Source organism: Nocardia sp. NPDC101769 (assembly GCF_044766925.1).
In the GTDB taxonomy this organism is placed as follows: Bacteria; Actinomycetota; Actinomycetes; order Mycobacteriales; family Mycobacteriaceae; genus Nocardia.
Genome location: NZ_JBIWMX010000015.1, coordinates 140,722 through 153,931 on the forward strand (window position 1 = coordinate 140,722; position 13,210 = coordinate 153,931).

The 13,210-nt window shown below is 68.6% G+C and carries 11 protein-coding genes; 9 read left to right on the forward strand and 2 right to left on the reverse strand.

The window, feature by feature from the left end:
• Positions 1–12 precede the first annotated feature (12 nt).
• The 5 genes from ACIRRA_RS23710 to ACIRRA_RS23730 all read left to right on the forward strand — a co-directional run bounded on the left by ACIRRA_RS23710 (position 13) and on the right by ACIRRA_RS23730 (position 7,016).
• Positions 13–1,533 (forward strand): flavin-containing monooxygenase, encoded by a 1,521-nt coding sequence (locus tag ACIRRA_RS23710; RefSeq protein WP_402771785.1) that lies wholly within the window; start codon positions 13–15, stop codon positions 1,531–1,533.
• A 33-nt stretch (positions 1,534–1,566) separates the two neighbouring features.
• Complete coding sequence (locus ACIRRA_RS23715; RefSeq protein ID WP_402771787.1) at positions 1,567–2,397, forward strand: SDR family NAD(P)-dependent oxidoreductase; 831 nt, start codon at positions 1,567–1,569, stop codon at positions 2,395–2,397.
• A gap of 28 nt (positions 2,398–2,425) precedes the next feature.
• A complete protein-coding gene (locus tag ACIRRA_RS23720) occupies positions 2,426–3,340 on the forward strand; it encodes an alpha/beta hydrolase fold domain-containing protein (protein ID WP_402771790.1) in 915 nt (304 codons plus the stop codon).
• A gap of 112 nt (positions 3,341–3,452) precedes the next feature.
• Entirely contained in the window at positions 3,453–5,249 is a 1,797-nt protein-coding gene (locus ACIRRA_RS23725) for an AMP-dependent synthetase/ligase (protein ID WP_402771793.1), read from the forward strand.
• A 300-nt stretch (positions 5,250–5,549) separates the two neighbouring features.
• Complete coding sequence (locus tag ACIRRA_RS23730) at positions 5,550–7,016, forward strand: MFS transporter (RefSeq protein WP_402771796.1); 1,467 nt, start codon at positions 5,550–5,552, stop codon at positions 7,014–7,016.
• A 75-nt stretch (positions 7,017–7,091) separates the two neighbouring features.
• Here the strand turns inward: ACIRRA_RS23730 and ACIRRA_RS23735 are convergent, their stop codons facing one another.
• The gene (locus ACIRRA_RS23735; RefSeq protein WP_402771798.1) at positions 7,092–7,991 is read right to left on the reverse strand and encodes an alpha/beta fold hydrolase; all 900 of its coding nucleotides are present in this window, start codon (positions 7,989–7,991) and stop codon (positions 7,092–7,094) included.
• A gap of 88 nt (positions 7,992–8,079) precedes the next feature.
• Between ACIRRA_RS23735 and ACIRRA_RS23740 the strand changes: the two genes are divergently transcribed.
• Entirely contained in the window at positions 8,080–8,640 is a 561-nt protein-coding gene (locus ACIRRA_RS23740; RefSeq protein ID WP_402771801.1) for a CGNR zinc finger domain-containing protein, read from the forward strand.
• 124 nt (positions 8,641–8,764) lie between these two features.
• Complete coding sequence (locus ACIRRA_RS23745) at positions 8,765–9,193, forward strand: VOC family protein (protein WP_402771804.1); 429 nt, start codon at positions 8,765–8,767, stop codon at positions 9,191–9,193.
• Between the two features lies 1 nt (position 9,194).
• On the opposite strand, the gene ACIRRA_RS23750 is transcribed toward ACIRRA_RS23745, so the two are convergent.
• Positions 9,195–10,088, reverse strand: coding sequence for a LysR family transcriptional regulator (locus ACIRRA_RS23750; RefSeq protein ID WP_402771807.1), 894 nt, complete (start codon positions 10,086–10,088; stop codon positions 9,195–9,197).
• A 77-nt stretch (positions 10,089–10,165) separates the two neighbouring features.
• Between ACIRRA_RS23750 and ACIRRA_RS23755 the strand changes: the two genes are divergently transcribed.
• Together ACIRRA_RS23755 and ACIRRA_RS23760 are read left to right on the forward strand one after the other, a co-directional pair.
• Entirely contained in the window at positions 10,166–11,584 is a 1,419-nt protein-coding gene (locus ACIRRA_RS23755) for an MFS transporter (protein WP_402771810.1), read from the forward strand.
• A 47-nt stretch (positions 11,585–11,631) separates the two neighbouring features.
• Entirely contained in the window at positions 11,632–13,206 is a 1,575-nt protein-coding gene (locus ACIRRA_RS23760) for a molybdopterin-dependent oxidoreductase (protein WP_402771813.1), read from the forward strand.
• Positions 13,207–13,210: the final 4 nt, after the last annotated feature.

Genomic DNA, 13,210 nt, shown 5'->3' on the forward strand with positions numbered 1-13,210 from the left:
ACGCTCGGATACATGAGTCGCAAGGTTACAGACAAAGCTGTCGGCAACCGGCCGGTCCGGCACTCCCGCGTGATCATCGTCGGCAGCGGGTTCTCGGGCCTGGGCCTGGCCATCCGGCTGAGCCAGCAGGCACGCACCGACTATCTCGTGCTGGAGCGTGGCAACGATGTCGGCGGCACCTGGCGCGACAACACCTACCCGGGTGCGGCCTGTGACGTGCCCTCCCAGCTGTACTCCTACTCGTTCGCGCTCAACCCGGAGTGGTCGCGCTCGTTCTCCAAGCAGCCGGAGATCCAGCGCTACATCCAGGGTGTCGCCGACACGTACGGCGTGCGCGACAAGCACATCTTCGACTGCGAGATGACCGGCGCCCGGTGGAACGCCGAGGACGCCCGCTGGGAGATCCAGACCAGCCAGGGCCCCTTCACGGCCGACATCCTGGTCTCCGCCGTCGGCGCGCTCTGCGAGCCCAACCTGCCGGACATCAAGGGCATCAACGACTTCCAGGGCGAGATCTTCCACTCCGCCCGCTGGAACCACGACTCCGACCTGACCGGCAAGCGCGTCGCTGTCATCGGCACCGGCGCCTCGGCCATTCAGATCGTCCCCAGCATCGCCGGTAAGGTCGCGCACCTCGACGTCTACCAGCGCACCGCGCCCTGGCTGCTGCCCCGCGTCGACCGCGAGTACCTGGCCCCGGAGAAGTTCGCGCTCAAGCACATTCCCGCGCTGCGCAGCCTCTACCGCGCCGGGATCTACGCCGCCCGCGAGACCCAGGTGGTCGGACTGGCCAAGTTCCCGCCCGCCATGCTCGGCCTCGAGGCCGTCGCCCGCGCCAAGCTGTTCGCCGAGGTGCGCGATCCGGAGCTGCGCCGCAAGGTCACCCCGAACTTCCGCATCGGCTGCAAGCGCATGCTGATCTCCAACGAGTACTACCCGGCGCTGAGCCGCGACAATGTCGACGTGGTGACCGACGGGATCAAGGAGATCCGCCCGGGCTCCATCGTCACCAAGGACGGCACCGAGCGCGAGGTCGACGCCATCATCGTGGCCACCGGCTTCCACGTCACCGACTCGCCGGTCTACGACACCGTCTCCGGTCGCGACGGCCGCACGCTCTCCGAGGTTTTCGAGGCCATCGGTCAGCAGGGCTACAAGGGCTCGGCCATCAACAACTACCCCAACATGTTCTTCATGCTGGGCCCGAACGTGGGCCTGGGGCACACCTCGATGGTGTTCATGCTGGAATCGCAGATCAACTACATCTCCGACGCCATCGCGCAGTTCGACAAGCTGGGCCTGCGCACGGTCGAGGTCCGCAAGGACGTGCAGGACGAATACAACGCCGGCCTGCAGCGCAAACTGGAAGGTGCGGTGTGGAGCACCGGCGGCTGCGCCTCCTGGTACCTCGACAAGCACGGCAACAACACCACGCTGTGGCCGGACTTCACCTTCCGGTTCCGCAGTCTGCTCGAGCACTTCGATGTCTCGGCCTACGACACGACCACCGAGCCTGTCGCACAGGCCGTCTAGTCCACCCAACCCAGACAACCGAAGGCGGTAACCGTGAGCAACGACGCTTACTTCAAGGACAAGGTCTGCGTGATCACCGGTGCGGGTTCCGGCATCGGCCGCGCCCTGGCGGAGAACCTGGCCCGGCGCGGCGCGCACCTCGCGCTGTCCGACATCGACGACGAGGGCCTCGCCGAAACCGTGCGACGCTGCGAGAAGTACGGCGTCAAGGTCAAATCCGACCGGATCAATGTGGCCGAGCGCGAGGCCGTCCTGCTCTACGCCGATGACGTGAAGAAGTACTTCGGCAAGGTCAACCAGATCTACAACAATGCCGGCATCGCCCACCACGGCGATGTGCTCGACACCGCCTTCAAGGACATCGAGCGCATCATGGACGTCGACTTCTGGGGCGTCGTCAACGGCACCAAGGCGTTCCTGCCGTTCCTCATCGAATCCGGCGACGGCCACGTGGTGAACGTGTCCAGCCTCTTCGGCCTGATCGCGGTCCCCGGCCAGAGTGCCTACAACTCGGCCAAATTCGCGGTCCGCGGCTTCACCGAGGCGCTGCGCCAGGAAATGCTGATGAGCGGCACCCCGGTCAAGGTGACCTGCGTGCACCCGGGCGGCATCAAGACCGCCGTCGCCCGCAATGCCACCGTCTCCGAGGGCCTCAACCAGAAGAACCTGGCCGCCCTCTTCGACAGCAAGCTGGCCCTGCACATCCCGGAAATGGCCGCGCAGACCATTACCGAGGCCGTCCGCAAGGGTCACGGCCGGGTGCTCATCGGCTGGGAGGCCAAGGCTCTCGACCTGTTCGTGCGCACCACCGCCTCGTACTACCAGCGCATCTCCGCCGTGGTGCAGAAGCGCTTCCTGCCGTAGGACAGTGACAGAGGAAGGACGCTCGGTCATGCCCGATGTGACACTGCCATTGCCCATCGTCCGCGCCGCGTTGAATCCGCTCTTCCGGATCGTGCTCAACCACCGGCTGTCGTTCAGTGTCCAACGGGCGCTGCTGGATTGGAGTTCGGTGGCGCAGCGCGTGCCGCGGGGCACCCGCGTGGAGCACGTCGAACTCGGTGGCCGCCCGGCCGAACGCGTGACGGTCGGACTGGTCTCCGACAACGCCACCGTGCTGTACCTGCACGGCGGCGGCTACACCGTCTGCTCGCCGGCCACGCACCGGTCGCTGGCGGCCTATCTGGCGCGGGAAACCGGTTGCGCCGTCCAGGTTCTGGACTACCGGCTGGCTCCCGAGCATCCGTTCCCGGCGGCGCTCGACGATGCCGAGGCGGCCTTCCTGGACCTGGTGGCCGCCGGCTATCGGCCGGAACACATTGCGGTGGCCGGTGATTCGGCCGGTGGCGGGCTGGCGCTGGCGCTGGCGCTGCGGTTGCGCGACCGGCACCGGCTGGTTCCGGCCGCGCTCGGCCTGATCGCGCCCTGGGCCGACCCGAACGAGGTGCCGGTCCGGGACCGCGATCTGGTCATCGGCAAGCGGTGGTCGCGGGCCTGTGCCGCCGCCTATCTGGGTGCGGGCGACGGCACCGACACCGGTTACGCGCCGCTGCTCGCCGACCCGTCCGGGCTGCCGCCGACCTATGTCCAGGCCGACGTGGACGAACTGCTGCACGCCCAGTGCGCGCGGCTGGTCGCGCAGCTGCGCGCGGTCGGCGTGCCGGCCGAGTTCACCGAGACTCGCGGACTGTGGCACGTGGCCCAGTTGCAGGCGAGTCTCGTGGTCCCCGCCGCGGCGGTGACCGTCGAGCTCGGTCAGTTCCTGCGGCACGCCCTTCGACCAGCGCAGAGCCGGTCAATAGGATAGGGAGAAGACATAACGCGGGACCGTCCGAGCACCGGTTCGGGCGGTCCGCCGGGAGTTACCCGTGAGCGTGGCGTAAATTACCCGCCAGTAAACCCACTGTGGAAGGGCAGCGATGCGAGAGTTCGAAGTCCCGGCTACCTACACCATTCCGGAGAACGCCAATATGTCGGACGGCGCGTTCCGGCACGCGGAGAAGACCCCCAACCTGGTCGTCTTCAACACCCCGGATGGCAAGGGCGGCTGGAACGACGTCACGGCAGCGACGTTCGCGAAGACCGTGACCGAGGTGGCCAAGGGGCTGGTCGCCTCCGGCGTCGAGCTCGGTGACCGCGTCGCCATCATGGCCCAGACCAGCTACGAGTGGGTCGTGCTCGACTTCGCCATCTGGGCGGCCGGCGGCTGCACCGTCGCCATCTACGACTCCTCCTCCGCCGAGCAGGCGCGCTGGATCCTCGAGGACTCGGCCACCAAGCTCACCGTCGTCCAGAACGACAAGCACCGCGCCACCATCGCGGAAATCGAAGGCGGACTGGACAGCCTGAGGGAAGTCCTGCAGATCGACAAGGGCGCCATCGCCGACCTCGTCGCCCGCGGCGCCGACCTCGACGACGCCGTCGTGCACGAGCGCCGCGCCCAGGTGAAGGCCGCCTCCCCGGCGACCCTCATCTACACCTCCGGCACCACCGGCCGGCCCAAGGGCGTCATGCTCTCGCACGCCAACCTGTACGCCGAGTCGGCCGCCGACCGCAGCGCCATGAGCGAGTTCCTGCAGCCCGGCCGCAAGTCGCTGCTGTTCCTGCCGCTGGCCCACGTCTTCGCCCGTGCGGTCGCGCTGGCCGCCTTCGACGCCGGTGTCACCGTGGCCCATACCGCCGACTGGTCCACCCTGGTCGAGCAGTTCGGGGAGTACAAGCCGAACTTCATCCTCTCGGTGCCGCGCGTATTCGAGAAGGTGTTCAATGGCGCCAAGCAGAAGGCGCACGACGGCGGCAAGGGCAAGATCTTCGACTACGCCACCGAGATCGCCATCCAGTACAGCCAGTCGCTGCAGAGCGGCGGCCCGAACATCGTGCTCAAGCTGCAGCACATGCTGTTCGACAAGCTGGTCTTCTCCAAGCTGCGCGAGGCCATGGGCGGTCAGTGCGATTCCGCCGTCTCCGGCGGCGGCCCGCTGGGCGCGCGCCTGGGCCACTACTTCCGCGGCGCCGGCGTCACCATCTACGAGGGCTACGGCCTCACCGAGTCCACCGCCGCTGTCAGCGTGAACACCCCCAAGTTCATCAAGGTCGGTTCGGTCGGCCGCCCGCTGCCCGGCCACGGCGCCAGGGTCGCCGAGGACGGCGAGCTGCTCATCCGCGGCCCGGTCGTGTTCGGTGGCTACTGGAACAACCCCGAGGCCAGCGCCGACGCCTTCGACGCCGACGGCTGGTTCAAGACCGGCGACCTCGGCGCCATCGACGAGCAGGGCTTCATCGCGATCACCGGCCGCAAGAAGGAAATCCTGGTCACCGCCGGCGGCAAGAACGTCTCCCCGGCCATGCTCGAGGACTCGCTGCGCCAGAACGCGCTGATCAGCCAGGTCATGGTGGTCGGCGACGGCCAACCCTTCATCGGCGCGCTCGTCACCCTCGACCCGGAAGCCCTGCCGGCGTGGAAGGCGCGCAACGGGATTCCCGCCGACACCCCGATCGAGCACGTCATCGAGAACCCGGCCCTGGTCGCCGAGATCAATGACGCGGTCGCGGCCACCAACAAGCTGGTGTCGCACGCCGAGGCGATCAAGAAGGTCCGCATCCTCCCGGTCGACTGGACCCAGGAGGGCGGCGAGCTCACCCCGAAGCTGTCGCTCAAGCGCGCCGTCGTCATGAAGCAGTACGCGGCCGACGTGGACGCGATCTACAACTCCTGATCGGCTCCGGAGACATCCGGAAAGGCAAGGGGCCCGCGGATTTCCGCGGGCCCCTTCGCGTTCGCGGGTAACGCCCGGGTGCACCGGTGAATAACGAATCCTCGTGATGTGGCGGTCCGGTGTTTACCGGAAGCATCGATGCCATGAGCGACAACGGGATCGGCCCCACCGCCTCGTGATCCCGGCTCGCGGGTCCGGCGTCCTTCTGCCGGTCCTAAGTCGCGCTCCGGCATTTCCTCGAAACTAGTTGCTTGGAAACTAGTATTATGGATACTATTGCTCCATCGAAAGGAGCCCGCAATGTCCACCGCCACCGCCCTCACGCCGCCCGTCACCGCCGTGTCCACTCCACTCGCCGCACCCGCCCGCCGGTGGCTGGGGCTGTCCGCGATCATCGGCGCGACGCTGATGAACATGCTCGACACCAATGTCGTGAACGTCGCGCTGCCGATGATCCGGCGTGATCTGGGCGGCACCTACGCCACGATGCAGTGGATCGCTGCGGCCTACACGCTGGTGCTGGCGGTCGGGTTGCTCACCGGCGGGCGACTCGGCGACCTGTTCGGGCGCCGGCGGATGTTCCTCGGCGGCACAATCGGATTCGTGCTCGCCTCGGTGGCCTGCTCGCTGGCCGCGTCGCCGGAGGCACTGATCGGTGGGCGGGTCGCGCAGGCCGCGGCGGCCGCGCTGATGGTGCCGCAGTGCCTGGGGATGATCCGGGATCTGTTCCCGGACACCGCGGATCAGCCCAGGGCATGGGCGGCGTTCGGCACCACCCTCGGCGTCGCGAGCATTCTCGGGCCGATTGTCGCCGGCCTGCTCATCAAGGTGGATCTGCTCGGCACCGGCTGGCGGTCGATCTTCTGGATCAATGTGCCGCTCGGGCTCTTCGCCCTGATCGGGGGTATCGCGGCGCTGCCCCGGCGCGGCGGGGACCGCACCGGCGGCCTCGATCTGCTCGGCGTCGTCCTGGCCGGTTCGGGTGTCGGGCTGCTGATCTATCCGCTCATGCAGGGTCGTGAGCACGGCTGGCCGGCCTGGAGCCTGATCATGCCGGTGATCGGTGTCGCGGTGCTCGGGATCTTCGTTGCGCAGCAGCGGTTCCGGACCGCTGCCGGCCGGACCCCGCTGGTGCGGCTGAGCGTGTTCGGCCGCCGTTCCTACAGTGCCGGAGTGCTTTTCGAGACGGTGTTCTTCATCGGTATCATCGGTTTCTCGCTCGCCCTGGGCCTGATGCTGCAGCTCGGCTTCGGCTACAGCCCGATCGGCGCGAGCATCGCCATGGCGGCCTGGGCGCTCGGCTCCTTCTTCGGTTCCGCCATCGGCGCGGAGGCCCCGAAGCTGGGCCGCAAGGTGCTGCACCTGGGCGTCGGCATCATGACCGCCGGACTGGCCGGCCAGTACGCGGTGCTGCATCTGGTCGGCACCGGTCTGAACGCCTGGGAGCTGGCGGGCCCGCTGCTGATCGTCGGATTCGGTATGGGCATGGTGTTCGTCCCGATGTTCAGCATCATCATCGGCGAGATCGAGGATGACGAGGTCGGCTCGGCCTCGGGCCTGCTGGAATCGGTGCAGCAGCTGGCTGGCGCGCTCGGCGTCGCGGTGCTGGGCACCGTGTTCTTCAACCGCTTCACCCACCTCGGTGGCACCCCGCGCGGCAATGCCCTGATCGGTATGGAGCACGTCACGCTCGTCGGCATCGGGCTCGGCGTCATGGCCTTCTGCCTGGCCTTCCTGCTTCCGCACGCGCCCCGCGAGGCCCACTGATCCACGCGGCGAACATCATTCGGCAGGCCCCGCCCGCGCGGGGCCTGTCGTCGTGGCAGGGTGGGGTCCGGCGCCTCACCGTGCGGGTGTGGGTAGGCGGTCGAGGAAATCGGCGATGAGCCCGGCGATTTCGGAGACATGGGTTTCCAGGGCGAAATGACCCGTATCGAACAGGTGGAGTTCGGCATCGGGGAGGTCGGCCAGATAGGCGCGCGCGCCCACGGCGGGGAAGAAGGGGTCGTTCGCGCCCCAGGTGATGAGGGTGGGGGGAGTGTAGGTGCGGAGCCAGGACTGCCATTCGGGGTAGCGGGCCACGTTCGACTTGTAGTCGAAGGCCAGGGCCACCTGGGCTTCCTTGCGGCCGAGGAGATCGAGGTAGTGCTGGTCCAGGGTCCAGGCATCAGGGTCGAGCAGGGCCGGGTCGGCGACGCCGGTTTCGTATTGGCCACGGGTGCCCTCGAGGGTGAGCAGGCCGCGGATGACCTCCTCGTCGCCCTCGTGGTCGGGGCGCAGGGCGACGAAACCCTGTGCGGCCTCGGACAAACCGGCTTCGTAGGCATTGCCGTTCTGAACGATGAGACCGGTGATCCACTCCGGATGCCGGGTGGCCAAGCGCAGGCCGATGGGTGCCCCGAAGTCGAAGATGTACATGGCGAAACTGGTCAGGCCCAGCCGCTGAACGAAACCCTCGGTGATGTCGGCCAGGCGGTCGAAACTGTAGTCGAAATCCGCGGGGGCGACGGTGTTTCCGAAGCCGGGATAGTCGGGGGCGATGAGGCGGTAGCGGTCGCCCAGGGCGTCGATGAGGCGGCGGAACTGATGGGACGCGGTGGGAAAACCGTGCAGTAGCAACAGGACCGGGGCGTCCGCGCGGGCGGGTGCCGACTCCCGGTAGAAGACCTCGACGCCATCGACCTCGAGGCGGCCGTGCCGGACGGTGGGGAGCGGGTGCAGGACCCGGGGGAGCACGCTCATGGCTTCACATGCTTTCTGTCGGCGATGTTGCATTAGTTCTACGCCGACTCCGGCTAATGTGTCAACGGCTCGAGGTAGCATTAGCGACGTGGCTGATCTCGAACCGTTGATCGGTGAACCTCTCGCGCTGGACCTGGTGAACACCCGGCCCATCGGTGCCGACCTGCTGGAAACCCCTGAGCAGCTGGCGGATTGGCTGCGCCTGGAGGCCGATCGCCTACCCGAGCCGCCGCCGCAGCGCCTCACCGGCGCCGACCTGGCCGCCGTCCACGCGGTGCGCGACCACACCGCCGTGGCGCTGGACGCGATGCTGCACGGCCGCCGCCCACCGGCCGCCGCACTGCGCGGCCTCGCCGAGGCGCAATCGGCCGCGCCTGCCATTCGTCGCCTGGACTGGAACGGCGATGCCGTCACCGAAACCGTGGCGCGCCTCGGCGATCCGGGCGCCCGGCTGGCCGCGCATCTGGCCGATGCCGCCGCGACCCTGCTCACCGATCCGGCCATCGATCGCCTGCGGCAGTGTGGTGCGGAGGACTGCGTCATGCTCTTCCTGCCCGCGCATCCGCGCCGCCAGTGGTGCTCGCCCGAGCGGTGCGGCAACCGGGTCCGGGTCGCCCGCTACTACCAGCGCCACCGGGCCACCGACTGATTCGCCGAATTCCTCGCCGGTTCACCCGAATTCTCCGGGCGGAGGCCGATGATTTCGGCGTGGCCCCCGCGTCCTACCTTCCGGGTGCCGCCGCACCTGCCCGAAAACGATCGAGGAGGAACCCGTGCCCGCTCTGAACCCGTACCTGCTCTTCAACGGCAATGCCGAAGAGGCCATCACCTTCTACCAGTCTGTCTTCGGCGGCGAGGCGACCATCGTCCGTTTCCGCGACATGGGTGAGACCCCGCCGGAGATGCCCGAGGACGTGCTGAACCGGGTCGCCAATGCACAGCTGCCGCTGAGCGAGACCAATAACCTCATGGTCTCCGACTGCCCGCCCGGCAGCGAGATCGACAACTCCAAGCCGGGTTTCATCGTGCAGGTCGAGGTCGAGTCGGCCGCCGAGGCCGAGCGGCTGTTCAACGAGCTCGCGCCGGGTGGATCCGTTTCCATGCCGCTGGGCCGGGTTCAGTGGGCCGAGGCGTTCGCCATGGTCACCGACAAGTTCTCGGTGCCGTGGATGATCAACTACACCGGTAACGCGCTGATGTGATTCACTCCGGCCCGCCGGGCCGGTCCTCCGCGAAGCGTTCGGCCGCGAGTTCGCGAAAACGCCTGGCGGCCAGCGGCAGATAGGCATCCGTGCGCCAGACGAGGTGCAGGGTGCGGTGGCAGTAGACGTCGTCGAGGTGCAGCCAGGCCACCGCGGGGCCGGAGTAGTCGCGCGCCATGGCCGGGAGCAGGCCGATGCCGAAGCCGGTGGCGATCAGGCCGCGGATCGCGGAGGGCTCGTCGCCCTCGCAGACGATCGTGGGGCGCAGCCCGGCGCGGGCGAATACGCGATCCAGCACGATGCGTTGCCAGTAGTCGGGTGAGGTCGTGATGAAGGGTTCGGTCGCCAGCTCGGCGACCGTGACTCGATCCCGGCCGGCGAGCCGGTGTGTGGGCGAAACAGCCAGTAGCACTTCCTCGTCCAGCAATTCCTGCCCGGCCAGGCCGGGTGTGTCCGGCGTCAGCGACACCACCCCGAGGTCGAGGTCGCCGGCCGCCAGCCGGGCCGACACCTGTGCGGCGGTGCCCGAGAAAAGCTGGACGCGTACGCCGGGATACGCCTGCAGGAAGTCCGCGATCACGTTCTGGACGACTCGCAGATTCTCCGCCCCGATCGTGATCGCACCCCGCTCCAGCCCGGCCAGATCATCGAGCTCCCGGCGGGCACCGTCGAGTTCGTCCAGGGCGCGATCCACCCGCACGAGGAACGCCGCGCCGAAGCGGTTCAGCCGCAGCCGCCGTCCCTGCCGGTCGAAAAGCGGTACGCCCAGCTCGTTTTCGAGCCGGGTGATGGTCCGGCTCAGCGAGGGCTGGGCCACCCGGAGTTCCTCCGCCACCCGGGTGATGTTCTCGGCGCGGGCCACCATTCGGAAGTAACGCAGCTGCAGTAGATCCACGCTCATAACTCTAGAGGCATTGGTGTATAGCACTTTTGGTCGTGGAAGCTATGAGAAGGCCGCCTTACCGTTCAAATATGACCGCACTGCACGTTCCCGCCCGCCCCGAAGCTCCTACGGCCGCAGCCAATCCCTGGATCACGCTGGTGGCCGTCACCGGCGGTCAGTTCCTGGCCGTCCTGTCCACCACCGTCGTGAGCGTGGCGCTGCCGACGATCGGCCGCGACCTGCACGCGGATGCCACCGCGACCGAGTGGATCGTCAATGCCTACGTTCTGGTCTACGCCAGCCTGCTGATGCTCAGCGGCGGACTCGGCGACCGATTCGGCCGCAAGGGCGTCTTCCTCCTTGGCATGCTGACCTTCGCACTCGGCGCGCTGATCGCGGGCCTGGCGCCGAATGTCCCGATGCTGTTGGCGGGCCGCGTGATTCAGGGCGTCGGCCCTGCCCTGCTGGTGCCCACCAGCCTCGCCGTCGTCCGCGCCGCCTTCCCCGACGAGCGGGAGCGGGCGGTCGCGATCGGGGCCTGGTCGACCTCGTCCGGCCTGGCGCTGGCGGTGGGCCCGATTCTGGGCGGTGTCGTCGTGACCGGATTGGGCTGGCGCTGGGTGCTGCTGCTGAACGTGCCGCTGGTCGCCGTGTTCGCGGCGGTCGCGGCGTTGGTCGTGCCGCGCCTGCCCCGCACGCCGGCCACCGGCCGGTTCGATTGGCAGGGCGCGCTCCTGACCACGACGGCCATCGCGGCGCTCTCGTTCGGATTGATCGAGGGCCGCGGGCAGGGCTGGGCCTCCGCGCCGATTCTGGCCGCGTTCGGGCTGGCCGCCGTCGCCGCGGTGGCGTTCGTGCGCTGGGAGCGGCGGCACGCCGATCCGCTGGTGGATCTCACGCTGTTCGGCCACCGCGGCTTCGTCGCCGCGAATCTGGCCGGTGCGGTGGCGTTCTTCGCCTTCGTCGGGCTGATCGTGTACCTGAGCGCGTATTTCCAGCAGGTGCAGGGACATTCGGCGGTCCGGGCCGGGCTCGATGTGTGCGCCATCGGGGTCGCGTTCGCGCTGGCGACGCCGCTGTCCGGACGACTGGTCGGCCGCTTCGGTCCCCGGATTCCGATGGTGACCGGACTGACCCTTGGTGGTCTGGCCGTCGCGGGCCTGCTGACCGTGCAGCGCGACACCGGCATCGGCTCGATCTGGTGGCTGCTGGCGGTGGGCGGCTTCGGCATCGGGCTGTGCCTGACCCCGATGACCGCGACCGTGCTGGCCGCCGTGCATCCGCACCGCGCGGGCATGGCCTCCTCGGTGCACAATGCGCTGCGGCAGCTGGGGCAGGTGCTCGGGGTCGCGGTCCTGGGCGCGCTGGCATATTCGGGACCGGCCCTGAGCGTGACCGGCCTGCACCACGCCTTCGCGGTGGCGGGCGGCAGCCTGCTGGTCATGGCCGTGATCGCCGCCGCGGCGCTGCGGACCCGGGCCGTTGAGGACGGCGTCACGCTTCCGTAATCCTTCGAGCCGTTCCACGAGCCGACCCGCGCAGTAGGGTCGGTTTCGTGGCGGATAGCGGATTACGGACGGCCGGTGGAATTGTCGCCGGCGGCGTCACCCTGGGTGTGGCGGAGCTGGTGTCCGTGCTGGTCAGCCCCGACAGCACGCCCTTGCAGGCGGTCGGGGCATGGATCATCGACCACACGCCGGACGGGTTCCGGGAGTGGATCATCGGCCTGGTCGGCACCAATGACAAGCTGCTGCTGTTCGTGATCATGGGTGTGGTTGCGGTGGTGCTGGCCGCGGTCGCCGGGATCGTGGAGCGGGAGCGACGGCCCTTCGGGTCCATCCTGTTCGCCGTCTTCGGGTTGTTGTCCACCATGGCCGCGCTCGGTCGCCCCAATGCGGCCTGGACCTGGGCCTTCCCTTCGATCCTCGGCATGATCGCCGGAATCCTGGTGCTGCGCAGCCTGACCAGCCGGATCACCCGCTTCGGCGAACTCGCGGCGACTGCCCGGGACGCGGAAACATCCGAGCCGCAACGGCTTTCACCCGCCGAGCTGGCGGTGGAGCGGCGGCTGGTGGTGCGCGGGATGGTCATCACGGGCGTGGCCGCGGCGGTCGGCGGTATCGCGGGACGGATCATCGGGCTGCGGTCGCGAGATGTGTCGGCCGAGCGCGCGGATGTGCAGCTACCCACGCCCACCGGCGCGGAGCCTTCGATCGAGCCGGGCGCGGATCTGCGGATTCCGGGTCTGACGCCGTATCTCACCTCGAACGCCGACTTCTATCGCATCGACACCGCTCTCACCGTGCCGCAGGTCAGCAAGGACGACTGGTCGTTGCGCATCCACGGCATGGTCGATCGCGAGATCCGTTTGACCTACTCCGATCTCGCCGCCAAGACCCCCATCGAACGGCTGGTCACGCTTGCGTGTGTGTCCAATCCGGTCGGCGGCGATTTGATCAGCAATGCCCGCTGGCTCGGCTATCGGCTCGACGAGCTGATCACCGCCGCCGGACCGCATCCCGACGCGGACATGGTGCTCTCGCACAGCATCGACGGCTTCACCGCGGGCAGCCCGCTCGCCGTGCTGATGGACGGCCGCGACGCCATGCTGGCCGTCGGCATGAACGGCGAACCGCTGCCCACCGCGCACGGCTATCCCGCACGGCTGGTGGTGCCCGGCCTGTACGGCTACGTGTCGGCCACCAAGTGGGTGACCGAACTGGAGATCACCAGATTCGATCGCGCCGAGGCGTTCTGGACCAAGCGCGGCTGGTCGGCCAAGGGGCCGATCAAGACCGAATGCCGCATCGACACCCCCCGGGGCCGCGGCACCATCGCCCCGGGCAAGGTCACCATCGCGGGCGTGGCGTGGGCGCAGCATCGCGGCATTCGCGGCGTGGAAGTCCGTATCGACCAGGGGGATTGGCGGCCCGCCCGGCTGGCGGTGGCCCCGTCCATCGACACCTGGGTGCAGTGGGCCTACGACTGGGACGCCACCGGCAGCACCGGCGTGCACACGGTGTGGGCGCGCGCGACCGATGGCACCGGGGAGACTCAGACCGACAAGGAGCAGGACGTCGTCCCGGACGGCGCGACCGGATATCCCTCGCTCACAGTGCGAATCGGCTGAGTAC